The 22,483-nt window shown below is 69.3% G+C and carries 20 protein-coding genes; 11 read left to right on the top strand and 9 right to left on the bottom strand.

Going from position 1 to position 22,483, the window contains the following annotated elements:
* The first annotated feature begins 649 nt into the window (after nt 1-649).
* Complete coding sequence (locus HNQ61_RS18555) at nt 650-1,912, top strand: Ig-like domain-containing protein (RefSeq protein ID WP_170034717.1); 1,263 nt, start codon at nt 650-652, stop codon at nt 1,910-1,912.
* 87 nt (nt 1,913-1,999) lie between these two features.
* On the opposite strand, the gene HNQ61_RS18550 is transcribed toward HNQ61_RS18555, so the two are convergent.
* Entirely contained in the window at nt 2,000-3,226 is a 1,227-nt protein-coding gene (locus HNQ61_RS18550) for a hypothetical protein (protein ID WP_170034718.1), read from the bottom strand.
* A gap of 311 nt (nt 3,227-3,537) precedes the next feature.
* Nucleotides 3,538-5,550 carry an acetate--CoA ligase gene (acs, locus tag HNQ61_RS18545; protein ID WP_170034719.1) on the bottom strand — a complete coding sequence of 671 codons (2,013 nt, stop codon included), beginning with the start codon at nt 5,548-5,550 and terminating at the stop codon, nt 3,538-3,540.
* A 190-nt stretch (nt 5,551-5,740) separates the two neighbouring features.
* On the opposite strand from acs, the gene HNQ61_RS18540 reads away from it, so the two are divergent.
* From HNQ61_RS18540 to HNQ61_RS18520, 5 genes are all read left to right on the top strand, one after another.
* The gene (locus HNQ61_RS18540; RefSeq protein ID WP_170034720.1) at nt 5,741-7,333 is read left to right on the top strand and encodes an MFS transporter; all 1,593 of its coding nucleotides are present in this window, start codon (nt 5,741-5,743) and stop codon (nt 7,331-7,333) included.
* Entirely contained in the window at nt 7,330-7,644 is a 315-nt protein-coding gene (locus HNQ61_RS18535) for a hypothetical protein (protein WP_170034721.1), read from the top strand. The genes HNQ61_RS18540 and HNQ61_RS18535 overlap by 4 nt, the downstream gene beginning before the upstream one ends.
* A gap of 421 nt (nt 7,645-8,065) precedes the next feature.
* A complete protein-coding gene (locus HNQ61_RS18530) occupies nt 8,066-9,352 on the top strand; it encodes a tetratricopeptide repeat protein (protein ID WP_170034722.1) in 1,287 nt (428 codons plus the stop codon).
* 40 nt (nt 9,353-9,392) lie between these two features.
* Entirely contained in the window at nt 9,393-10,211 is an 819-nt protein-coding gene (locus HNQ61_RS18525) for a helix-turn-helix domain-containing protein (protein WP_170034723.1), read from the top strand.
* Nucleotides 10,212-10,479: 268 nt separating this feature from the next.
* Nucleotides 10,480-10,647, top strand: coding sequence for a hypothetical protein (locus HNQ61_RS18520; protein WP_170034724.1), 168 nt, complete (start codon nt 10,480-10,482; stop codon nt 10,645-10,647).
* Between the two features lie 198 nt (nt 10,648-10,845).
* On the opposite strand, the gene HNQ61_RS18515 is transcribed toward HNQ61_RS18520, so the two are convergent.
* Nucleotides 10,846-11,739, bottom strand: a complete 894-nt coding sequence (locus tag HNQ61_RS18515) for a DUF72 domain-containing protein (RefSeq protein WP_170034725.1) — start codon at nt 11,737-11,739, stop codon at nt 10,846-10,848.
* Nucleotides 11,740-12,039: 300 nt separating this feature from the next.
* Here HNQ61_RS18515 and HNQ61_RS18510 point away from each other — a divergent pair, with 300 nt between their 5' ends.
* Nucleotides 12,040-13,146 carry an SPFH domain-containing protein gene (locus tag HNQ61_RS18510; RefSeq protein ID WP_170034726.1) on the top strand — a complete coding sequence of 369 codons (1,107 nt, stop codon included), beginning with the start codon at nt 12,040-12,042 and terminating at the stop codon, nt 13,144-13,146.
* 92 nt (nt 13,147-13,238) lie between these two features.
* On the opposite strand, the gene HNQ61_RS18505 is transcribed toward HNQ61_RS18510, so the two are convergent.
* Nucleotides 13,239-13,508 carry a hypothetical protein gene (locus tag HNQ61_RS18505; protein ID WP_170034727.1) on the bottom strand — a complete coding sequence of 90 codons (270 nt, stop codon included), beginning with the start codon at nt 13,506-13,508 and terminating at the stop codon, nt 13,239-13,241.
* Between the two features lie 75 nt (nt 13,509-13,583).
* On the opposite strand from HNQ61_RS18505, the gene HNQ61_RS18500 reads away from it, so the two are divergent.
* Nucleotides 13,584-14,030, top strand: a complete 447-nt coding sequence (locus HNQ61_RS18500) for a GNAT family N-acetyltransferase (protein WP_170034728.1) — start codon at nt 13,584-13,586, stop codon at nt 14,028-14,030.
* Nucleotides 14,031-14,255: 225 nt separating this feature from the next.
* Here the strand turns inward: HNQ61_RS18500 and HNQ61_RS18495 are convergent, their stop codons facing one another.
* The 3 genes from HNQ61_RS18495 to HNQ61_RS18485 form a co-directional block, all read right to left on the bottom strand.
* On the bottom strand, nt 14,256-15,575 hold the full coding sequence (locus tag HNQ61_RS18495; protein WP_170034729.1) for an SGNH/GDSL hydrolase family protein: 1,320 nt from the start codon (nt 15,573-15,575) through the stop codon (nt 14,256-14,258).
* A 41-nt stretch (nt 15,576-15,616) separates the two neighbouring features.
* The gene (locus HNQ61_RS18490) at nt 15,617-16,945 is read right to left on the bottom strand and encodes an OmpP1/FadL family transporter (RefSeq protein WP_170034730.1); all 1,329 of its coding nucleotides are present in this window, start codon (nt 16,943-16,945) and stop codon (nt 15,617-15,619) included.
* A 185-nt stretch (nt 16,946-17,130) separates the two neighbouring features.
* Complete coding sequence (locus HNQ61_RS18485) at nt 17,131-17,412, bottom strand: hypothetical protein (protein WP_170034731.1); 282 nt, start codon at nt 17,410-17,412, stop codon at nt 17,131-17,133.
* 129 nt (nt 17,413-17,541) lie between these two features.
* Between HNQ61_RS18485 and HNQ61_RS18480 the strand changes: the two genes are divergently transcribed.
* The 3 genes from HNQ61_RS18480 (at nt 17,542) to HNQ61_RS18470 (ending at nt 19,656) form a co-directional block, all read left to right on the top strand.
* A complete protein-coding gene (locus HNQ61_RS18480; protein WP_170034732.1) occupies nt 17,542-18,417 on the top strand; it encodes an aldo/keto reductase in 876 nt (291 codons plus the stop codon).
* Nucleotides 18,418-18,526: 109 nt separating this feature from the next.
* Entirely contained in the window at nt 18,527-18,982 is a 456-nt protein-coding gene (locus HNQ61_RS18475) for a hypothetical protein (protein ID WP_170034733.1), read from the top strand.
* A gap of 266 nt (nt 18,983-19,248) precedes the next feature.
* The gene (locus HNQ61_RS18470) at nt 19,249-19,656 is read left to right on the top strand and encodes a hypothetical protein (protein ID WP_170034734.1); all 408 of its coding nucleotides are present in this window, start codon (nt 19,249-19,251) and stop codon (nt 19,654-19,656) included.
* Between the two features lie 166 nt (nt 19,657-19,822).
* On the opposite strand, the gene HNQ61_RS18465 is transcribed toward HNQ61_RS18470, so the two are convergent.
* Both HNQ61_RS18465 and aceA read right to left on the bottom strand, forming a co-directional pair.
* Nucleotides 19,823-20,815 (bottom strand): hypothetical protein, encoded by a 993-nt coding sequence (locus tag HNQ61_RS18465; protein WP_170034735.1) that lies wholly within the window; start codon nt 20,813-20,815, stop codon nt 19,823-19,825.
* A gap of 381 nt (nt 20,816-21,196) precedes the next feature.
* Nucleotides 21,197-22,483 carry an isocitrate lyase gene (aceA, locus tag HNQ61_RS18460; protein ID WP_170034736.1) on the bottom strand — a complete coding sequence of 429 codons (1,287 nt, stop codon included), beginning with the start codon at nt 22,481-22,483 and terminating at the stop codon, nt 21,197-21,199.

Genomic DNA, 22,483 nt, shown 5'->3' with positions numbered 1-22,483 from the left:
CGGACGACTCGCGGGGAGCGCGCGGGGCGGTGCTGGCCACGCGCCGCGTCTGGGGCGCGGTTACGGGCGTGGCGAGCGAGCGATCCAGTTCATCAGCACTCATGATTCACCTGCCGTCTTGGTGGACGGTGTGGACGCATGCGGCCGTCGCAAGCCGCTGCGGGACCACGGCGTGGATGCCGGTCCGGCGAAAAGGGTGAGGTGTGTGCAAGTGGGGGTGTGATATGAAGATACGCTACTCTCCGCGCACTTGGTAGCGTCACGAAGCGACTCATTGCGCGCGGGCGTCCACCTCTTCTGGAGCGGGGATGGAGAGCGTTTCGGTCGATTGACCCATGCGGCCCCGCGCGGCTCGCGCCTCGTCCCCGAACCGCGCGGGATCGGTGTACGCGGCCCGTCCTCTCCGGATGACAACGGCGCACCGCCACGGATGGATGGCGGTGCGCCGATCCCGTTTTTTTCCAACTGCTTGCGATGGAATCCGCCGATGGGACCACCGGTTGCCTTGCCGGGTGCCGTCCCCGGGCGATGACGCCACACGGGGCGCGGTGCACGATATCGATCAACCCCGTTCCTGCGGCGTACGATGAACACCCATCCGAGGACCCGAATCTCTCTTCCGCGGCTTCGCGCCGCTGCAGTTCTTCTTGTGATCGGCCTGGCCGCGTGCGGCGACAATCCGGCCGGCAGCGGTGGCGGGAATGGCGGAAACGGTGGCGGGCAGCCCCAGCCGGCGCCCGTATCCACCGTCACCGTCGATCCCCAGCAGGTGACCCTCGAGATCGGCATGCATCGGCTGATCGGCGCGCGCACGCTGGCGGCGGACGGCGCCGAACTCACCGGCCGCGCGGTCACGTGGAGCAGCAGCAACCCGGCCGTCGCCGAAGTCAGCGCGGCGGGGCAGGTGACGGCGCGCGCCACCGGCATCGCCATGATCCGCGCCGCCGCCGAGGGCCGCTTCGCTGAAACGCGCGTGGAAGTGCCCGCGCCGGTGTCGCGGGTGCAGGTGTTGCCGGGCACGCTGGCGCTGCGGGTGGGGGAGAACGGGGTGCTGCAGGCGAGCGCCTTCGGCCCCGGCGGCGCGCCGGTAACCGGGCTGCCGGTGCAGTGGACGAGCCTCAATCCGGCGACCGCCACGGTGGCCGCGGACGGTCGGGTGACGGCGCTGGACGCGGGCGAGGCCCGCATTCGCGCCACGGTGCTGGGCGTGTCGGCCGAGGCGCTGGTGCAGGTGAGCCCGCCGCCTCCGCCGCTGGTTCACCACGTGTCCGTCACGCCGACGATGGTGCAGCTCAAGGTGGGCGAATCGTGGAGCTTTACGGCGCAGCCTCTTTCCGCCGCCAACCAGCCGGTGGAGGCGCCCGCGGCGGCGTGGTCCAGCAGCAACCCCGCGGTGGCCACGGTGACCGCGGATGGGCGCGTGCAGGCCCGCGCGGTGGGGACGGCCATGATCCGCGCCACCATCGCCGGGGTGACGGGCGAGGGTTCCGTGACGGTGGCCGCCGAGCCGCCCCCGCCGCCGGACCCGGTGGTGTACGACCTGGTGACCATGGATGGGCAGTCGCTGCCGGCGGCGCTCTACACCCGCAGCCTCCCCGGCGGGGTCACGGGGACCGTGCGGATTCAGGGCGGATACTTCAAGCCGGATGCGTTCGACGCGGCGGGGCGCGCGCACTACGAACTGGCGCTGTTCTCCTCCACCTTCCTGCCGGACGGATCGCTGCGCGACAGCGAAACGTACTTCGACGAGGGGACGGCCGAGCGCCAGAGTGACGGCAGCGTGCTGCTGCGCTCAAGCATGCACGCCGGGTTCACCTTTACTGCCCGCGGCGGCGGCGTGGGGACCATCATCGTCCGCCAGACGCTGGGCGGCGAAGGCCCGGTCCGCGAGTACCTCTTCCGCGCCGACTGACGCGCGTGACCGCACAGATGCACAACGAAGCGCCCCGGCCAGTCCTGGCCGGGGCGCTTCGTTCGTAGGCGAACCTGCGACGGAACTCTAGTTGCCCGCCGTCTTCTCCGCGGCTGCACTCGGCGCCGACACCTCAAGGACATCCGCTCTGCGGAAGATGAGCCCGTAACCCGTCGCGGGGTCTCTGAGCCGCACCTCGGTTCCCTCCGCATGTCCCTGACGAGCAACCATCTCCGCGCCACGCGCGGCGACAGTTGTGGTCGTCACCGTCGTAGTCGCGACGGCGGTTGTGGACACGGTGGTCGTCGTGGTGGGGGAAGCGAGGGTGGGAGTAAGGGTGAGGTCCCCCGCTTCAGATCGCGTGAATGTTCCGTTCTCAACGGTGGCGACAGGCGGTTGCGCCGACTGTACGACTCCGGCTGCCGTCGTCGTGATCTCACGCGTCTGCAACTCGAGCCGGTATGTGCCGGGCTCGTCGTCATCCTTTCCAGGGTTCATGGTGAGCATTCCGAAAAGAATCTGTTTCTGAACGGTTCCCGAACTCACGGCGCTCACTTGTACGGCCGCGGGGAGGGTAAGCCCGTCGACGCTGACCAAGCGCCATACTTTGGGCGGTACTTTGTCGGGCTCGTGCTTCCTCACATCCAATTGGAATCCAACAGATACCTGCAGCGCGCTCAGGTCCAGTTCCCGTGGGAATGCCCTTGGAAGCTTACCTACGGCGCTCGCGAACGTGTAATCCAGGCTCGAAAACCTTCGCCAGCGGTACGCCGGCTCAATGAAGATCGCGCCTCGGCCGATTTCCCCGTACAAACCAACCGTCGCCCCCAGTTCGAATGTGTTGCCTTTGACTCCGTACTCCAACGCGGAGTCGCCATATGCCTGTGCGTTCACCAGTTCAACCAACCCCATGTTGCCGCCCAGGTACATACCCACGGGACCGAGACTGATGTTTGTGTAGTAAGCGGAAACGGTGGGAAACGTACGCATGGAGGCACGAAAGTCGAGCGAGTCCCGCATTCGGCCAAAGCCGCTCAGATACCCTGCTCCCAAGCCGAGTTCCCAGTGTTCACCAGCGCTGTCTCCCACGTCGATAAGAACTTCTACCCCGGCTCCGCAGAGCGCATTCGAGAAGAACGCGCAACGCCCGTCTTCCGTCATGTAGGAGTTCGTCAGCCGCCCTGTCTGCCCCGATACGGCAACACTGTGAACTTTGTCAAAAAGCTTACTGACGGTCTCGAACTGTGCTGATCCGGCACGCGGTGCGAGAAGGGCGGCTGCCAGGAGAATGCTGGAAAGCGGGCGTGATCTCATGGGTGCTCCAGATGAAGGTGGGAACCGTAGAGACGAGCAGTGTTGGGATCGGGTGTCACCAGGACGACGACACCCAGCGCATTGAGGCGGACTGCGTTTCTTTCTCGACGACGAGTTGTACGCGAAGAAGATGCAGGTGAATGTAGAGACGTGCAACAGTTCTGTTCTGCCCTGCGCAACAAGGTCAAACAGCAACCCTGCATGTAGTTGCATCGGAGGTTGTACGTACCTTCCTGGATGCAAGGGCGCCCCGGCCAGTGCTGGCCGGGGCGCTTCGTTTTGTGCTGCTGAATGCCTGCAAGCGGTGAAGCCTACGCCTCGCCCTTGGCCTCGTAGTCGTCCTTGAGCTGCGCGACCACGGACGGGTCGGCCAGGGTGGTGGTGTCGCCCAGGGTGCGGCCCTCGGCAATGTCCTTGAGCAGGCGCCGCATGATCTTGCCGCTGCGCGTCTTGGGCAGGTCCGCCGTGTACAGGATGGTGTCCGGCCGCGCGATCGCGCCGATCTTGCGCACCACGTGGTCGCTGATCTCGCGCTTCAGCTCTTCCGTGGGCTCCAGCCCCTCCTTGAGCGTCACGAACGCGGCCACGGCCTGCCCCTTCAGCTCGTGCGCCTTGCCCACGACGGCGGCCTCCGCCACGGCGGGGTGGTCCACCAGCGCGCTCTCCACCTCCATCGTGCCGATGCGGTGCCCCGCCACGTTCAGCACGTCGTCGATGCGCCCGATCACCCAGAAGTAGCCGCGCTCATCCCGCTTGGCGCCATCGCCCGGAAAATAGACGCCCTCGCCCGGCTGCGTATCATCCCCCGATCCCACGGTCTCGCCCTGCCACTTGCTCCAGTACGTTTCCTGAAAGCGCACCGGGTCGCCCCAGATGCCGCGCAGCATGCTGGGCCAGGGCCGGCGGATGGCCAGAAAGCCGCCGCCCGCGGGAATGTGCTCGCCGTGCAGCGACAGGATGTCCGCGCGGATGCCGGGAAAGGGCGTGGTGGCCGAGCCGGGCACCGTTTCCGTCACCCCGGGAAGCGGCGTGATCATGATGGCGCCCGTTTCCGTCTGCCACCACGTGTCCACGATGGGGCAGCGCCCGCCGCCCACGTGCTCGTGGTACCACATCCACGCCTCGGGGTTGATGGGCTCGCCCACGCTCCCCAGCAGCCGCAGCGACGACAGATCGTACTTGCGCAGCCACTCCGCGCCCCACTTCATGAACGCGCGGATCGCCGTGGGCGCGGTGTACAGGATGGTGACCCGGTAGTCCTGAATCAGCTTCCAGAAGCGGCCACGGTCCGGCGCGTCCGGCGCGCCCTCGTACATCAGCACGGTGGCGCCGTTGGCCAGCGGGCCGTAGACCAGGTACGAGTGCCCCGTGACCCAGCCCACGTCCGCCGTGCACCAGTACACGTCGTCCTCCTTGAGGTCGAACACCCACTTGGTGGTGGCGTACGCCTGCGTCAGGTAGCCGCCCGTGGTGTGCATGATCCCCTTGGGCTTGCCCGTCGTCCCTGACGTGTAAAGGATGTACAGCAGGTCCTCGCTGTCCATCTCCTCCGCCGGGCAGTCGGCGGACGCGGCATCCACCACCTCGTGCCACCACAGGTCGCGACCCTCCGTCATCACCGCGCCGCCCACGGGCGCACCGTCCACGTGGCGCTGGATGACGAGCACCTTTTCGATGGACGGACAGCCGCCCTCCTCCGTCAGCGCCTCGTCCGCCGCGCGCTTCAGCGGAACGATGCCGCCCCGCCGGTATCCGCCATCCGCCGTGATCAGCAGCCGTGCGTCCGCGTCGTTGATGCGGTCCCGCAGCGACTCGGCGGAAAACCCGCCGAAGACGACGGAGTGCGCCGCCCCGATGCGCGCGCACGCCAGCATGGCGATGGCGGCTTCGGGGATCATGGGCAGATAGATGGCGACACGGTCGCCCTTGCCGATGCCCAGCGACCGCAGCGCGCTGGCCGCCCGCGACACCTCCGCGTGCAGTTCCTCATACGTGAACGCGCGGCGGTCGCCGGGCTCGCCCTCCCACAGCAGCGCGGTCTTGGTGCGCCGCGGGCCGTCCAGGTGGCGGTCCAGGCAATTGTACGCCGCATTCAGCTTTCCACCCAGGAACCACCTGGCCTGGGGCGGATTCCACTCCAGCACCTGGTCCCACGGCTTCGACCAGTGGAGTTCGCGCGCCCATCCGGCCCAGTACGCTTCCGGGTCCGCCTCGGCGCGTGCGTACACATCAGGGTCGCTGACGAGCGCGCGCGCGGCGAACTCCGCCGGCGGCGCAAAGGTGCGGTCTTCCTGCAGCAGGCTGTCGAAAGTATTCTCGGACATCGCCATCCGGAGGGTCTCCTGTAGTGTCGTCGGCGGGCCGCCGAAGCGGCGCGGGCCTTGCCGCGAAGGCCGCGGCGGGCAATGCTGTGTCCGCGGCCAGCCGGATCGGACGTTCGCTCGCCAAGGTAGGCACGGCCGCGCGCCGTTGCAAACCGCGCTCCCCATTGCCCCCACCACCCGCGCATTCCGAATGCCCGCGACCGCAGCCGACACCTTTGCCCCCGTGGACCGCCGCACCCTCTTCGGAGTGATCGGCGCGTCGTCGGTGGGCACCATGATCGAGTGGTACGACTTCTACATCTTCGGCAGCCTGGCGTCGCTGGTGGCCACGCACTTCTTTCCCCAGGGCAACACCACCCTGGCGCTGCTGCAGACGCTGGCCACGTTCGCCGCCGGCTTCGCGGCCCGGCCCTTCGGCGCGCTGGTGTTCGGCCGGGTGGGAGACGTCGTCGGGCGAAAGTACGCGTTCCTGGTCACGCTGGTCATCATGGGCGGGGCCACGTTCGTCATCGGCATTCTGCCGGGATACCAGACGATCGGCGTGTTCGCCCCGCTGACGCTGCTCGCCCTGCGCCTGCTTCAGGGACTCGCACTCGGGGGAGAATACGGCGGCGCGGCGACGTACGTGGCGGAGCACGTGCCCAACAACCGGCGCGGCTTCTACACCGCGTTCATCCAGACCACGGCCACGCTGGGGCTGTTCGTTTCGCTCATCGTCATCCTTCTGGTGCGCAACGCCATGCCCAAGGACGACTGGGAGCAGTGGGGATGGCGCATTCCCTTTCTTCTCTCCGCCGTGCTGGTGATCGTCTCGCTGGTGATCCGCATGCGGCTGCACGAGAGCCCGCTGTTCGTAAAGATGAAGGCGGAGGGCAAGACCTCCACCTCGCCCGTGGCGGAAAGCCTGGGGAACAGCACGCGCTGGCAGACCATGCTCACCATCCTCTGGGGCGCGGCCGCGGGGCAGGCGGTGGTGTGGTACACGGGGCAGTTCTACGCGCTGACGTGGCTGGAAACGGTGGGCAAGGTGGATTTCGTCGCCACGCGCACCATCGTGGCGGTCGCGCTGGCGCTGGCGACCCCGTTCTTTCTGGTCTTCGGCGCGCTGTCTGACCGCATCGGCCGCAAGAAGGTGATGATGGCGGGAAACCTGGCCGCCGCCATCCTCATCATCCCCATCTTCAAGGTGATGTGGGGATTCACGCCGGCGGGAGGGACGTACAGCCCGGTGGCGCTCACGGCATGCGTGTTCAGCCTCGTCCTGCTGGTGACCGCGGTGTACGGACCGATCGCCGCGTTCCTGGTGGAGTGCTTTCCCGCCCGCGTGCGCTACACCAGCGTCTCGCTCCCCTACCACGTGGGCAACGGCTACTTCGGCGGATTCCTGCCGGTGATCGCCACGGCGATGGCCGCGTATGCCGCCTCGCGCCCGGGGAGCTTTCCGGTGGACCCGCAGTTCGCGGGGCTGCTGTACCCCGTGGCCATCGCCGCCATCACCTTCGTGGTGGGGATGTTTCTGCTGCGCGAGACGTCCAAGCTGGACATCCACAACGAGGAGCACGCGGGGGTGGATACGCGCCGCCAGCCCGCGGTGCTCATCGGGCTGACGGTGCTGACCGCGGTGGCGCTGCTGCTGGCGGATCAGTACCTGCTGCCGACGTTCACCCCCGCGGGCGAGCCGCCGTACGTGCAGTACGTGTTTCGCGCGCTGGTGGTGATTGTGATCGCCGCGGCGCTGGTCCCGCGCATGCTGCGCGGCCGCGGCACCCCCGCCCGTTCATGAGCGACTCCGCCGCGCACCCCGCCGCCTTCGTGCACCTGTGCCGGGAGGCCGTGCGCCAGCTTCGGGCCCTGGAGAGCATGGGGGCGATGGAGCGCGGCGCGGCGCTGGTCCCGATCCGCGCGGCGCTCTCGGAAATCGGGGAAAAGATGGAGGCGCTGGACTGGGAAACGCCGCGCTACGAGCGCGAACAGGCGGCGCTGATGGACGCCGCCAACGCGCTGGGCGCTATCGACCTGGACCGGGGCGGCCCTCATGTGCCACGGTACGTACAGCGCATCGTGGACGACCTGGAGCGCATCGCGACGGGATGACCTTCCGGTGCCGCCCGCTTGGTGCGCTCCCTCCCCGGAAGGAGCGCACGTTTTCTTTTGCGCATCTCACAATCCTAATCAGCCGGTAATTGAAACGGATCAATCGTGTCCAGAGTGGTCCCTTGTTGCTGGCTGGCGGCCGGACCGCCGGAACGGAAGCCGTCCCCACTTGCGGGGATGGCGCGCATTGTCCACTTTGTCATGGTCCGCGGGCACGGAAGGTGTTCGGCCGCCTGCCGCTTGGGACCGCTTCTTTGCGGACTTCCCGCTCTTTGGATGAGGGGGAAAGGGCGGGTGAGGTGACGGTGCGGACGGGTGCAAGACTATGGCGGAGAAAGGAGATACGGGTTAAGATGATCGCGCCTGAAGCCCGCCGCGAAACCGCGGATTTTTCCTGCCCAGCCCGGCCCCGGAGCACCTGATGCGCCCCAGGCGCCTTACCCCTCCCGTTCGGAGAACCACCCGCCGCTGGCGCACGCCGCCCGCGCTGCTGCACGGCAGCGAGGCGTTTGAGGGAGCCGAGATCCTGGAGGAGGCTCCCGCGCCTCTGGGCGTTCTGCTTTTTCACCTGATCCGCGACGTGTACCTGTGGGGGCAGACCCCGCCGGACGAGCGCGACGGCCTGTTCGCCGGCGGCGCCGACGAGGCGCACGCGGAACTGATGCGCACGGTGGCTCCGGAGCCGGCGCTGGAATCCGCCCTGCTCCCGCTGCTGCGGCTTACCGGCGCGCCGGGCGACACGCGCCCGGAGGTGATCGCTCTGGCCTGCCGCAACGCCTCGCAGTGGGCGGACGCGCGCGGGTGGACGGCCACCGCAATCGCCTTTGCGCAGGGCGTGGCCGTGGTGCTGCCGGGCGACGCGGGCGCGTCGTACGCCGTGGGCCGGCTGGCCCGCCGCCGCGCGGAGCACGCCCGGGCGGAAACGTGGTTTCGGCGCGCGGTTTCGCTGGCGCGGCAGAGCGGTGACTGGACGGCGTACACGCAGGCGTTTTCGGGGTTGGGCAACCTGTACCTGATCCGCGGCAACCTTCCCGCGGCGCGCCGCTTTCACCTGCGCTCGCTTCGGGCCGCCCGGCGCCACAGCCTGCGCGACATGCACGCGAGCGCGCTGCACGACCTGTTCGTGATCGCCGCGCAGTCGCAGCAGCCGGAAGACGCGGAGCGCATGGCGCGCGCGGCGTTCGCGCTGTACGGCGCGGGGCACCGCCGGCTGCCGTACCTGGCCGGCGACGTCGCCTGCTTCTGGATGGACAACGGCCGCTTTGAGCAGGCGCAGGCCGTGTTTCACGCGCTGGCGGGGCACATGGATGCCCCGGACGACCGCGAAGTCGCGCTTTCCAACCTGGCCCGCGCCGCCGCCGGCTCCGGCGACCGCCGCGCGTTCGAGCAGGCGTGGACGCAGGCGTGGCGCTCCATGGACGGACGCGAAGCCTCGGAGCACGAGGGGAGCATCGCGCTGGAACTGGCCCGCGGCGCCGCCATGCTGGGTGACTCGGAACGCGCGGAAGCCGCCGCCTCGCGCGCGCTGCGCGTGGCCACGGACCGCGGCGAGTCGCGCACGCGGCTGGCCGCCGAGGCGGTGCTGGACCAGGCCCGCCGCCAGCGCGCCGTACGCACCGCCGAGGCGGCCGCCCCGCGCGCGCCCGAGCCGCCGGAAGAGTTCGCGCTGGACCTTGCGCGCGCCCTGGCCCCCGCCGGCCCGCGATGATCCGCCGCCGCCCCACGCCCACCCCAACCCACGCACCCTGATGAAGATCGGCGCACGTCCCCTCCTGGTGCTGCACAGCAACGAGGCCTTTCGCGAACGGGTCCGCAAGGTGGCGGGCCGGGAGTACACCTTTCAGGCGGTGCCGGACTGGCCCTCGCTTGAAGAAGCCGTGCGCGATTCTCCTCCGTCGGCGCTGGTGGTGGTGAATCCGTACGAGGACGTCAACGGCGGCACCGGGCCGTCGCCCCGGCTGAAGTCGCTGCTGGTGGAGTTTCCCTCCACGGCGGTGTTCGCGGCCATGGAAATCCGCCCGCAGAGGCTGGACGACCTGCGCACGCTGGGCAAGTGGGGCGTGGTGCAGGTCATCTCCATTGCCCACGACGACACGCCGCAGGCCATGGTACAGCGCTTTCGCGCGGCGCAGGGGCGGCCGCTCAAGGCGCTGCTGGAGAACATCCTTCCGCCGGACACCCCGGGGCGCGCCCGCGCCATCGTGGACGCGGCGGCCGAGGTGGTGGCGGTGGGCGGACACGGGCGCGACTTGGCCCGCCAGCTTCGGCTGTCGCGCCGCACGCTGCTGCGCTGGTGCGAGCGCGCGGAGCTTCCGCCGCCGCGCAAGCTGCTGGCGTGGATGCGCATTCTGCTGGCCGCCGAGCTGCTGGACGACCCGGGCCGCACGGTGCTTTCCGTGGCGCACGCCTGCGGCTACTCGTCGGACAGCGGCCTGCGGCGCGTGACGCAGAAGTTCGTGGGCAGCAGCCCCACCGAGCTGCGCCGCCGCGGCGCGTTTGCCCGCTCGTCCAAGGTGTTCGTGGAGGTGCTGGCCAAGTACCGCGAGCCGGCCGCCAACCCGGCCTGACCACGCACGGTCGCTGATCGACAGAAGAGCCCTTTCCCGCCACGCGCGGGAGAGGGCTCTCTGTTTCGGTCGATGACAGGGACGGCGGGCCGGGGCGCTTCGATGGATGCAGATGATCATCCATCTGCCCGACGTGCCGGAGGCGTCGTATCGGATGACGATTGGGTTGCCTGACCCACGCGGCGGGTTCTGGATGCCGGTAGCTTGGGTCCGTGCGGCTGAGGGCGCGCCGCACCCAACCTGACATCAGAACCTGAGGGTATATCCGATGACCGTCACGACCGCGTTCCTCATCCAGCGCATCCTGAGCCCCGCGGGGCCCGCCGGCTTCGGGCCGGTGGTCGGCGCCGCGCCGGCCGCCCCGCGCACGCCCGGCATCACCCCTTTCCGCGCCCCCGCTCCGGCCGCGGCTGACCGGCTGCCGCTCGCGGCCTGAGCGATCGTTCCGCGCAGCGGTTGATCAACAAATCCCCGCTCCACCGTCAGAGGTGGAGCGGGGATTTCAGTTTCCGTCACCGGGCGGGCTCTCGGGATGCGCATCGGACGGGTGATCCCCGAGATCGTCCGCGGGGAGCAGGCGGACGCGGTCGCCGAACGCGGCGGTAAACCAGATCTCCACATCGAGCCGCAGCCGCTACGCTTCCGGCGGTGTCTCCGCGGGCGGGGCGGGAACGGCGTACCCGGCCAACTCATTGCCGTATTCCGCGAACAGCGATGGGGGCCCGGGGACTTCGCGCTTTTCAACCATCGACTGCAGCATCAGCGCGTTGGTGACCGCCTTGCCGCGGAAGTGGTTGTTGGTGACCACGAACACGTCTTCGGTGGGCGCTTCGGCCGCGATCTCCGCCGTGCGCTCGGCCCAGGGCGTCAGCTCCTCCGGCGGATAAAGATAGTCGTACCGCTCGTCGCGCCCGGCCTTTTCGCGAAACCAGTCCTTGTAGTTGCGGCCATGGACGCGCACGTAGCCCACGGGAGAGGTGACGTGCGCGCTGGGCTTGATGCTGTCGTGAAAGAGCGGCTGGTCGATGTTCACGAACCCGATGCCGCGCTCTACCAGCGCGTCAAAGAAGCCGGGGACGTTCCACGTCGCGTGGCGCACCTCCAGCACCAGCGGGTAGTGCCCGAACGTGCGCGTCACATCGTTCAGCCACTCGCGGTTCTCGTCCGTGCGGCGGAACGACCAGGGAAACTGCAGCAGAACCGCGCCCAGCCGCCCGCCCTCCAGCATGGGATCGAACCCGGCGCGAACCTCATCCACTTCGTCCGGCGTCCACGCCCTGGCGCGCTGGTGGGTAAAGCGCTGGTATAGCTTGGCCGCGAAGCTGAACCGCGGGTTGTGCTCCACGCGCCGCATCCAGCTCTGGACGGTGGTGGCCTTGGCCGGCCCGTAGAACGTGGAGTTGATCTCGATCGTATCGAAGTACCCGGCCAGATAGGCGAGCGGATCAAACTTCCTGGGGCGGTCCGCCGGGTAGACGATCCCCTCCCAATCCTTGTACTGAAACCCCGCCGGACCGTACCGGATCATCCGCCGCTCCCGTTGCGTGTGCGCGTGGCTGGCGGCAAAGGATGGGGGCAATCTCCGGACCCGCCGTGCGTGCGGCAGCGCCGGGATGGACGGCTCGTGGCGGTATGTGGTGGATGGCGGCAACACGCGCCCCGCTCCGCCCGCGTCCTGACCCGCACCCCAGCCGCCAGCGCGGATCCGAAACCCGCGGGGGCGCGAATCCGTACAACCGCCGCGCGGCTTGCGTGGGGCGGGCCCGCGAGTGAGATTCCGGGCGCCTGCCCACGTTCCCCACCCCTCGTTCTTGAACGGAGTACGGCCATGGGCCTCTGGGATTTCGTAAAGTCCGAACTGATCGACATCGTCGAGTGGCTGGACAGCACCGGCGGAACCATGGTGTACCGCTTTGAGCGGCACGACAACGAGATCAAGAACGGCGCGCAGCTCATCGTGCGGCCGGGGCAGACGGCGGTGTTCGTGGACCAGGGCCAGATCGCGGACGTCTTCGCGCCCGGCCGGTACGAACTCAAGACCGAGAACCTGCCGCTGCTTTCCACGCTGCAGGGGTGGAAGTACGGCTTCAACTCGCCCTTCAAGGCCGAGGTCTACTTCGTGAACACCAAGGTGTTCACCGACCTCAAGTGGGGCACCAAGAACCCCATCATGCTGCGCGATCCGGAGTTCGGGCCGGTGCGGCTGCGGGCGTTCGGCACCTACGCCATCCGCGTGAGCGAGCCGGGCAAGTTCATTGCGCAGATCGTGGGCACCAGCGGCGTGTTCACGGTGGACGGGATCTCCGACCAGATCCGCAACTTCATCGTTTCGCGCTTTACCGAGGCGCTGGGCGAGGGCAAGATCCCCGCGCTGGACCTGGCCGCCAACTACTCGGAGCTGGGGCAGGCCGTCCGCACGGTGATTGCGCCTGAGGTGGCGGATTACGGGCTGGAGGTGACCACCTTCCTGGTGGAGAACATCTCCCTGCCGGAAGAGGTGGAAAAGGCGCTCGACAAGCGCACCAGCATGGGCGTGATCGGCAACCTGGGCGCGTACACGCAGTTCCAGGCCGCCAACGCCATCGAGGCCGCCGCCAAGAACCCCGGCGGCGGGGCAGGCGAGGGAATGGGGCTGGGGATGGGCTTTGCCATGGCGCAGCAGATGGCCAACGCCATGGGCGGCGCGGGCGCGCCGTCCGCTCCGGCGGGCGGACCGCCGCCGCTTCCCGGCGCCGCGCAGTTCTACATCGCGATGGATGGCAAGCAGGCGGGCCCGTTCGGTCCGGACGTCCTCCGCGGCCATGCCTCCGCGGGGCAACTGACGCGCGAAACGCTGGTGTGGAAGCAGGGGATGGATACGTGGAAGCCGGCCGGCGAGGTCGCCGACCTGCAGCCCATCTTTGGCGCCGCGCCGCCGCCGCTTCCCCCGGTCTGATCCGCCGAAAACGAAAAGGGCTCCCCATGCGGGAGCCCTTTTCGTTTGTCCCCGCCGCGGCGGGAATGGAGTCCGTCCGGCGATCCCCCGGATCAGAGACGCGGGTACTTTTCCTGGTCCGGCGTATCGCTGTCGCGGCTGCCGGGGCGCACCGCGGGGGTGTTCTCGCTCAGCTGGTCCTGCTTGCCCTCGCGCTCCAGGTCGACGCGCTGCTGGTGCGACATGTTGCCGCTGGCTTCCTGCCGCTGCTGGCTGGAACCGGTGCTGGCGCCGATTTCGCTGGCGCTCTTTCCCTCTTCGCGCGCGTCGCGCGCCGCCTGCCGCTTCTGCTCGGGGCTGCCTTCCATGCTCTTGCCGCTCATGCCATCCCTCCCGTGGAGTGAAGTCCATACGATGGGCGAAGATGCGGGCGCAAACCCCATACCGCCGCGCGCACCATGACACCGGCCGACAATGCCATCCGCCTTCGCCCCGCCACGCCGGAAGACGCGGACGCGGTCGCCGCCCTGCTGGGCGAACTGGGCTATCCCACCACGCCGGAGCAGGCCCGGGTGCGTATGGCGCGCATCCGGGACGACGCGGACTATCACACGGTGCTGGCGGAATCGGATGGGGAAGTGCTGGGACTGATCGGATTGCAGCGCGGCTGGGGATACGAGCACGACCGGCCGTTCGTGCGCGTGCTGGCGCTCGTGGTCGCCGGCCGCGCACGCAGGCGGGGCGTGGGTGCGTGCCTGATCGCCGCCGCGGACGACTTCGCCCGCCTGCACGACGCGCACGACATGCACCTGACCACCGCGCTGCACCGCGAGGAGGCGCACCGCTTCTACGAAGGGCTGGGCTTCAATCGCAGCGGCTGGCGCTACACGCGTCCCGTCGGCTGACCTCCGTCATCGACCGGCGGGGTTCGTCAGGAATGTGGATCCGGCCGGCGGTGGCGGGCCGGCGCCCACCTCCATCCATAGAATCCTCGCGAGATGGGCGCCGAAACGTTCCTGATCGCGGCGGCACCCGTCATCAACCCGTCGCGGGCCGGTGAGAAAAGAAGAGCGGCCCTCCCCGGGTGGGGAGGGCCGCTCCTGTCGATCAACCGCCGTCCGTGACCCGGATCAGGTCGTGGGCAGCGAGATGTTGTACTTGGCGTTGATCGCCGCCGCAAAGCTGTTGGCGAGGATCACGTGCGCCGAGGTGGACGGGTGCACGCCGTCGAACGAGATCAGCGAGCCAAAGAAGTTGGGCTCGCCCGTGGCGCCCGTCACCGGGCACGAAAGGCCCACCGCCGCGGTCAGCGCCGCCTGCGTGGTGGCTGTCGCCAGGTCCTGGCACTTGCGCACGAACGTGTAGCGGCCGTTGGTGGCCTTGCGCCCGCGGTAGTCTTCCAGCAGCACGTTGGGGTCCACGTACAGCCAGCCGCGCGCATCCGCCGCCGCCTTGATGGCCGCGTTGAACGCGTTCACGCGGGCCGTGACGATCGCCTGCTCGCTGGTGTCCAGCAGGTACGCGCCGCGGCGGGGGTCGCCCACCGGGTACGCGTTGGGATCGCAGTTGATTTCCGGGAACCCGGCGGCCGTCACGATCTGGAACGACACCATGTTGGCCGACAGCGGGTTCGGCGTTCCCGCGCCCGTGATGGGCGAGCAGTTGGCGTTCACCGGGCGGCCCTGGTACGAACCGCCCGTCTGGCTGGCGGCCAAAAAGAAGTACGCGCCCGGCTGCAGCACCGGCGCCGCGCGGATCGCGTTCACCACGCCGATGAGCATGGCGCCCTGCGGGTTGGCGAAGACGATGGAGTCCACCAGCGTGTTCAGCTGCGACTGGAACTTGGAAAGCGGCGTCAGCGCGCTGTCCGCGCCCGCCGACAGCGGGCCCAGAATGCCGCCCACGCTGGCTTCCAGCGCGTCGTTGTTGCCGATCCACACCGACACGAAGGTGGGGTGCGCGTCGATCATGTGGCGAACCTGCGTGCGCTCGCCCAGCAGCAGCGTGTGCAGGCGGGGCACGTCGCCGGCCACCGGAAAGCGCAGCAGGTCAAGCAGGCGCTCGCCCGGAACCGCCACGTTCTGAATCACCGCGGGCGCGTTGGAGCGCACGCACGTGTCGGCCGTGCCAATGCGGCCGGTGGCGCCCAGCGGCGCCGCGAACGGGCGCGGGCAGCCGGGAAAGCGCACCAGCGGCGAGGTGAACGTCGCGTTCGCCTTGTTGGCCAGCAGCACCGGGTAGGCCCGGAGCTGAATCGTGTCGTTCACGCCGCCGGACTGGTAGCCGGCGGTGATGGAGTTGCCCATCGACACGTAGCGCTGGAACAGGGCGCCGCCGGTCGCCGGCTCCACCGGGGCCAGCAGCTCGTCCGCGTCACCCACGCACGCGCCCAGCAGCACCGCGCCGGCGAGCGCCGCCGCGCGCAGCGCGGTCCGCGATCTCTTCTTCATGCGATCTCCTTGAAGCATTGCCGTTCAGTCGTGGATGCGTGTCAGGGCTGCCGCATGCCGCCGAAGCGGTACGCAAGCGTGAAGTTGAACACCATGCCGTCCGCCTCGTAGATCCCGGCGCGCGGGCCCTCGGGGATCACGGCGCCGGCACGGTCCGGCTGCTTGATGTACTGCCCGGACGCGTCAAAGCTCAGGGCGTTGCTCAGCTTGTAGCCCAGGCCCAGGCTCCAGTAGTTGCGCTCGCCCTCGGGCAGGAACGGCGTGGCGCGCGGCGAGGCGGCCTCGTTCCAGCGGAAGCCGGCGCGCACCATCAGCTCGTTGGTGGCCTGGTACTCGGCGCCGAAGCGCAGGGTGTTGGCGTCGCTGTAGCCCAGCGTAAGGGTGTCGGGCGTCGACGTTTCGAAGTTCACCGGGAACGCGTCGAAGCTGCTCCAGTAGGTGCGCTGGTAGTCCAGCGCCAGGCCCAGGCGCGACGTGGGGCGGTGGCTGACGCCCACCACCAGCATGGCCGGGAAGTCGATCTGCGTGCTCACGCCCTGGTCGGCCGGGAACTGCGCGCCGATGGCGCCGTCCACCAGCGGATTGTTGGTCAGCACCTGCGTGAAGTCGGCGTCGCCGTCCATCTCGATGTTGGCCTGGCCCAGGTAGCGGGCGGCCAGCCAGGTCTTGGGCTCCAGGCGCAGCATGGCGCCCACGTGGTACGTCCACCCGGTGCCGTCGCCGGCCAGGTTCACGTCCGCGATCTCGGTGTTGCCCAGGCCCAGCGCCGCCGGGCCGAACTGGCGGCGGTTCACCTCGATGCTCCCCATCACGTAGTCCACGCCCGCGCCCACCAGGAAGCGGTCGGGCACCACCTGGAAGGCCACGGTGGGCTGGATGTACAGGCCCTTGAACTGGTTGTCGTAGCCGGTGAAGCGGCCTTCGAAGTTGGGGCCGTCGCAGCGCGGCTCGTCGGCCGGGCACACGTCCCACTTGAGGCCCAGGCCGTACGGCGCCAGCGCCGCGATGCCCACGGCGGTGCGGTCGTTCAGGCGGTAGTTGAGGTACGCCTGCGGAACCAGCTTGATTTCCGGGTCGCGGTCAAACGACGTTTCGCCGCTGGCGGGGATCATCCCGGGGTCGTAGCGGAACGTGTTGCTGCTGCGCACCACCGCCAGGCCCACGTTCACCGCGGACGGGGACATCGCCATGGCGGCCGGGCTGAAGAACACCGCCGAGCCGTCGTCGCAGGGCAGCGCCACGCCGGCGCTCACGCGGCCGCTCATGCAGGCGCTCTGCTGGTCTACGCTGGAGCCCTGCGCGTGCAGGGGGGTGCCGACGGCCACGCACGCGGCGACGGCGGCGCTGGCGATGGCCAGACTTCGTCTCATACGAGTCTCCTGGGGGTGGTGGCAGCGAGTTCCGACGGGCCGCGCCCGGGCCGGTTGCGGTTCGCTTATTTGGGCTTGATACGCGGGAAGGTGTGCGCGACGGGGGACGATAGCCTGTATCCGGTGCGCTCGTCAAGCAAATATGTCCGCGCCGGTGACGAAATACACTGAGCGCGGCTCATCTTTCAGCCGCCGCGGGCGCCCAGCGCGACGGCCAGGGTGCCCAGCGCGTTGGCCACCGCCACGGCGTTGGCGGCAATGAAGATGCGGTTGCGCATCCGCACGCTGTACACCAGGAACAGGGTGCTGGCCAGCGACTGCAGCCCGAAGAACAGCGGGTCGATCCCCGCGGGCCCGCGGGTGAGCGCGCGGACAAAGGTGTAGGTGAGCGAGGCCGCCAGGATCAGGCAGGCCGCCCACCCCACGAACTTTACCCAGCCCTGGTCTGAAGCGCGTCGCTGCGGCATGAGTACGGGGTCGCCGGTCTGGTTGGGTGCACGGTCGGGGCGGGCACCCTTGCAGGGCGCGCGCCGCTGGAACCGTTCCTGCGATCCCCCGTTCCGCACTGTTTCAACTCCCGTATCCGACGATCGACGATGCAGCAGGTTACTCTGGGACGCACCGGGCGGCGCGTGGCGCGCGTGGGCCTGGGCGGAATGCCGCTTTCCATTTCCGGACGGCCGGAGCGCGCGCAGGGGCTGGAGGTCGTCCGCCGCGCGGTGGAACTGGGCGTCACGCTCATCGACACGGCGGACGTGTACTGCCTGGACGAGAGCGACGTGGGGCACAACGAGGCGCTGGTTGCCGAGGCGCTGGCCGCCGTTCCGCACCGCGACGACGTGGTGGTGGCCACCAAGGGCGGCCTGGTGCGCCCCGGCGGCCGGTGGGAGTCCGATGCCCGCCCCGGGCAGCTGCGCCGCGCCTGCGAGCACTCGCTGCGCATGCTGGGCACGGACCGCATCGACCTGTACCAGCTGCACCGTCCCGATCCCGCGGTGCCGTTTGCGGACAGCGTGGGGGAGATCGCGCGGCTTCGGGACGAGGGCAAGGTGCGGGCGGTTGGGCTCAGCAACGTGTCGCTCATGCAGTTGCGCACGGCGGAGGGAATTGTTCCCATCACCTCGGTGCAGAACCGCTACAACCCGTGGGACCGCTCATCGGAGCTGGAGGGGCTGATCCGGTACTGCGACCAGCACGCGGTCACCTTTCTGCCCTACAGCCCCGTGGGCGGCGGCCGGCGGGTGAAGCTGCTGCGCGAAAGCGAGGAGCTGCGGCGCATCGGCGGGGAGCACGGGGCCACGCCCGAAGAGCTGGTTCTGGCGTGGATCCTGGGCGTTTCGCCGTCCATCGTCATCATTCCCGGGGCGAGCCGCACGGCCAGCATCGAGAGCAGCGTCCGCGCGGAGGCGCTGCGGCTGGACGAGCGGACGCGGCGGGAACTGGAAGACGCCTTCCGCGCGCTGCCGGAGTAGGGGGACGTCGCCGCCGCGGCATTGCCAGCGCGGCGGCGCTCCCGCTACCATAGCCGTGATCTCCGTTCGGCCCGGCCGCGCCGGGCTCCCTCCTTTCGCGAGCCCTCCCATGAAGAGCTTTCTTGCCGCGGCCCTGGCCGCCGTCCTCGCCGCCGCGGCGCCCGCGAGCGCGCAGGACCCCACCGGCCGCGCCCTGGTGACGGCCAAGCTGGACACGGTCACCGCCGCGCTGGCCCCGTCGGGCTTCGCTCCCGCGGGCGCGCCCACCCTCATCAGCATCGCCGCCGACAACTCCACCGAGGTGCAGATGCAGGTGCAGGCCGGCAAGGGGTACGTGATCGTGGGGATCTGCGACGAGAACTGCGGCGATCTGGATCTGCTGGTGCTCAAGGCGGATGGCACCACGGTGGGCCAGGACGTGGCGGAAGACAACGCGCCGCTGGTGACGTACGTGGCCACCGAGAACACCACGCTGCGGGTGCGGGTGAGCATGGCGGGATGCACGGCCGCCTCCTGCCTCGCGGGCGCCGCGCTGTACACGGGCGATCCGGCAGCCCTCCAGTAGAGATTCCGGTCGATGGAAGAAGGGGCGCGGCTTCGGCCTCGCGTCTTTTCGGCTGTCTGGGACGAAAGGCCCCGCATCATGTCCCGATGCGGGGCCTTCGCGTGTGCCGCCGCCGCCCGGCGCTGATACCGGGAGCCGCTTTACATCATTCGATAATAGTCTTAAAATGAAATGCGTTCTGCGGGCCGGCTCCAACCCTGGGGCCGAATCAGTTCGCGGCCAAGGTGCCTGTCTTCAATCGTGAGGATTACAGGATGCGTGGAGCAATGAAGATCGCTGGAACGATGGCGTTCGCGCTGGTGCTGGGGGTTGCCGGCGGATGCTCGGATGGTCCGCTCACTCCGTCCTCGTCGGCGGAGGCCACGGGAGCCACGCCGCGGGCGACGGCGCTGAGCGCGTACATCACCGGTCCCACGTCGGTCGTGGCGGACGGCAATTACACGTGGTACGCCAATCCCTCCGGCGGCAACGGTGTGTACACGTACCAGTGGCAGTACCAGGTGGCGGGCAGCTTCGGGTGGACCAACGTGGGCACGGCAACGAGCTACACGCGTCGCGTAGGGCACAACGCGCCGACGTTCCATCTCCGCTTGGTGGCGACTTCCGAAGGCACGAGCGTCACGCCGACCATTCAGGTGGTGGTGACGGGCGGCTGTGACCCGGCCACCTGCTGAGACATCGGGAAGGCAGGGTCGGACGGCGGGACGGCGTCTGCTGTCTGGATGCGGACGCGAGGCGGATAATCATCCCCAGCGGAAACATCGCCCGCGCCGCGTCGCGGGAAATAAGAAAGGGGCCGCCGGATGACCGGCGGCCCCTTTTTCGTTTCTACGGATTGCCTCAGTCCGCGGCCACCGCGGCGGCGGATTCGCGCCAGGCACGCAGGCGCGGCGCCAGCGTAGTGCGCGCGGGTGAGGGCCGGTAGGCGGAGAGCGACACCAGCGACGGCGGAGTGAACGAGCGCCAGCGGCGCGTTCCCACCTGGTCGCCCAGGTCGCGGGCCAGCGTGTGCAGGCGGCTCTGAGCGTGGTCGCGCTGCGGCGCGTCGCCGCAGTCCAGCGCGATGAGAAGGGCCTCGCGCGCGGCGTCGGCGTCGCCCGCGGCCAGCGCGGTGCCGGCGAGTTCGTGGCAGGCGCGGGCGCGGTCCACCGCGTCGGTGTAGCGCGCGGCGGCCACGGCCAGGTCGCGCCCGGCGCCGCGGCGGTTTCCGCGGGCGCGGCGCAGCTTGGCGCGCTCTTCCAGCCCCACCGCGGCGGATTCCGCGTCGCCCGCCCGCAGCGCGAGGCGGATCGCGTTCCCCAGCTTCTCCTCCGCGTTCTCGGAAACGACCGCTTCGCCCACGGCGGCCAGGCGGGCGATCTGCCCGTCGCCGCCCTCCAGGTCGCGCGCGGCGCAGTACAGCGCCAGCGCACGCTCGCGCTCGCCCAGCTTGCGGGCCAGACGGGCCGCGTGCAGGGCGGTGGCGCCGCTGGCGTGGTCCATTGCAAAGGCGAGCGACACGGCGGCGTCCGCTTCGGGGAGGCGGCGGGTGCGCTCCAGTTCGCAGGCGTAGCTCACCAGCGCCGGCGCGGTGCGGCCCACCGGCGCGCCGTCCCGCAGCACGCGGATGATGCGCAGCAGAATCGTCTTTTCCGGGCTTTTCTGCAGCCCGGTGACGTCGGCTTCCGCGCGGCGCAGGGAGAACTCGTCGGCCGTGCCGCCCAGCGCCTGCTCCACCACGCGGAGTACGAGCGCGCCCGCCCCGGCGCGACGGGCGCGTTCGCCGCGTTCCGTCTCGCTGATGCGCTGAAGAGTGCCGGTGGCCGCGAGGGCCGTCTGCGAAACCTGGATCATCTCACTCCTGCGATTGAGAACCGTTCTCAATGTAGCTCAATCCGGAAGCGCTGTCCAGACAATGAACTGCCGTTTCACACGGAGGTCACGGAGGATGCACGGAGGGCACGGAGGAAGGGCAACAGAAGGGCCTCACACAGAGACACAGAGCCGCAGAGGAAGAACGGAGGGAAGGATGACAAGTTCTCATCTCGCTCCTGCTTCTGTCTCTCTGTGCCTCTGCGGCTCTGTGTGATGTTCTTTTCTGCTGTTTACTCGGTGACCTCCGTGCCTCCTCCGTGACCTCCGTGTGAAACGGCAGTTTGCCACACTCGGAGACGCAAAAACAGACGAGGCCCCCCGCGGGAGGCCTCGTCCATCATCCATCGAAAAAAGAAGCGATCAGGCGAACTGGGCCTGCTCGGTGCTCCCCTCGAGCGCGCCGGTGCTCGCCTCGCCGCCGGTGACGGTCATCAGCACCTTGTCGAAGTACCCGGCGCCCACCTCGCGCTGGTGCTTGGTGGCGGTGTAGCCCGCCGGCTCCAGCGCAAACTCGCGGTCCTGCAGGGCTACGTAGGCGGGCATGTGGTCCCGCGCATAGGCCTGCGCCAGTTCAAAGGTGTGCAGGTTGATCAGGTGCCAGCCGGCCAGCGTGATGAACTGGAACTTGTACCCCATCGCGTTCAGCTCCGTCTGGAACTTGGCGATGGTGTGCGCGTCCAGCCGCTTGCTCCAGTTGAACGAGGGCGAGCAGTTGTACGCCAGCATCTTGCCCGGGAAATCCGCGTGCACCGCCTCGGCAAAGCGGCGCGCCTCGTCCAGGTCCGGGGTGCTGGTTTCGCACCACAGCAGGTCTGCGTACGGCGCGTACGCCTTGCCGCGGGCGATGGCGGCGTCCAGCCCGGCGTTCACGCGATAGTAGCCCTCCACCGTGCGGTCGCCGGTGATGAACTCGTGGTCGCGCGGGTCCGCGTCGCTCGTCAGCAGGTTGGCGCTGTCCGCGTCCGTCCGCGCGATGATGACGGAGGGCACGTCCAGCACGTCCGCCGCCAGCCGCGCCGCCACCAGCGTACGGATGAACTGCGACGTGGGGATGAGCACCTTGCCGCCCAGGTGGCCGCACTTCTTTTCCGCCGCCAGCTGGTCTTCGAAGTGCACGCCCGCCGCACCCGCCTCGATCATGCTGCGCATCAGCTCGAAGCCGTGCAGCGGCCCGCCGAAGCCCGCCTCGGCATCCGCCACGATGGGCACGAACCAGTCGCGCTGCGCCTCGCCGTTCTCGCTCCACTCCACCTGGTCCGCGCGGGCCAGCGCGTTGTTCAGCCGGCGGACCACGGCGGGAACGCTGTTGGACGGGTACAGGCTCTGGTCGGGGTACGTCTGGCCGGAAAGGTTGGCGTCGCCCGCCACCTGCCAGCCGGAAAGGTAGATGGCCTGCAGCCCGCCCTTTACCATCTGCACCGCCTGCGCACCCGTCAGCGCGCCGAACGAGCGCACCGCCTCGGGCTGGTGCAGCTGCCGCCACAGGCGCTCCGCGCCGCGCCGGGCCAGCGTCTGCTCAATCACCACCGAGCCGCGCAGCCGCACCACTTCTTCGGCGGAATACGGGCGGGTGATCCCTTCCCAGCGCGCTTCCGTCTCCCACCTGATCTGCAACTCGGCCGCCTGCTGCCCCTGGTTCTGCGCCAT

This window comes from Longimicrobium terrae, from assembly GCF_014202995.1.
GTDB classification, from domain to species: Bacteria; Gemmatimonadota; Gemmatimonadetes; order Longimicrobiales; family Longimicrobiaceae; genus Longimicrobium; species Longimicrobium terrae.
Note: the sequence above shows the minus strand (reverse complement) of the source record. Positions and strands in the feature narration are given on the sequence as shown.

Coding starts and splice junctions, on each gene's coding strand:
- HNQ61_RS18550 (WP_170034718.1), bottom strand. CDS start 3,226: ATGAGATCACGCCCGCTTTCCAGCATTCTCCTGGCAGCCGCCCTTCTC.
- acs (WP_170034719.1), bottom strand. CDS start 5,550: ATGTCCGAGAATACTTTCGACAGCCTGCTGCAGGAAGACCGCACCTTT.
- HNQ61_RS18540 (WP_170034720.1), top strand. CDS start 5,741: ATGCCCGCGACCGCAGCCGACACCTTTGCCCCCGTGGACCGCCGCACC.
- HNQ61_RS18535 (WP_170034721.1), top strand. CDS start 7,330: ATGAGCGACTCCGCCGCGCACCCCGCCGCCTTCGTGCACCTGTGCCGG.
- HNQ61_RS18530 (WP_170034722.1), top strand. CDS start 8,066: ATGCGCCCCAGGCGCCTTACCCCTCCCGTTCGGAGAACCACCCGCCGC.
- HNQ61_RS18525 (WP_170034723.1), top strand. CDS start 9,393: ATGAAGATCGGCGCACGTCCCCTCCTGGTGCTGCACAGCAACGAGGCC.
- HNQ61_RS18520 (WP_170034724.1), top strand. CDS start 10,480: ATGACCGTCACGACCGCGTTCCTCATCCAGCGCATCCTGAGCCCCGCG.
- HNQ61_RS18515 (WP_170034725.1), bottom strand. CDS start 11,739: ATGATCCGGTACGGTCCGGCGGGGTTTCAGTACAAGGATTGGGAGGGG.
- HNQ61_RS18510 (WP_170034726.1), top strand. CDS start 12,040: ATGGGCCTCTGGGATTTCGTAAAGTCCGAACTGATCGACATCGTCGAG.
- HNQ61_RS18505 (WP_170034727.1), bottom strand. CDS start 13,508: ATGAGCGGCAAGAGCATGGAAGGCAGCCCCGAGCAGAAGCGGCAGGCG.
- HNQ61_RS18500 (WP_170034728.1), top strand. CDS start 13,584: ATGACACCGGCCGACAATGCCATCCGCCTTCGCCCCGCCACGCCGGAA.
- HNQ61_RS18495 (WP_170034729.1), bottom strand. CDS start 15,575: ATGAAGAAGAGATCGCGGACCGCGCTGCGCGCGGCGGCGCTCGCCGGC.
- HNQ61_RS18490 (WP_170034730.1), bottom strand. CDS start 16,945: ATGAGACGAAGTCTGGCCATCGCCAGCGCCGCCGTCGCCGCGTGCGTG.
- HNQ61_RS18485 (WP_170034731.1), bottom strand. CDS start 17,412: ATGCCGCAGCGACGCGCTTCAGACCAGGGCTGGGTAAAGTTCGTGGGG.
- HNQ61_RS18480 (WP_170034732.1), top strand. CDS start 17,542: ATGCAGCAGGTTACTCTGGGACGCACCGGGCGGCGCGTGGCGCGCGTG.
- HNQ61_RS18475 (WP_170034733.1), top strand. CDS start 18,527: ATGAAGAGCTTTCTTGCCGCGGCCCTGGCCGCCGTCCTCGCCGCCGCG.
- HNQ61_RS18470 (WP_170034734.1), top strand. CDS start 19,249: ATGAAGATCGCTGGAACGATGGCGTTCGCGCTGGTGCTGGGGGTTGCC.
- HNQ61_RS18465 (WP_170034735.1), bottom strand. CDS start 20,815: ATGATCCAGGTTTCGCAGACGGCCCTCGCGGCCACCGGCACTCTTCAG.
- aceA (WP_170034736.1), bottom strand. CDS start 22,483: ATGGCGCAGAACCAGGGGCAGCAGGCGGCCGAGTTGCAGATCAGGTGG.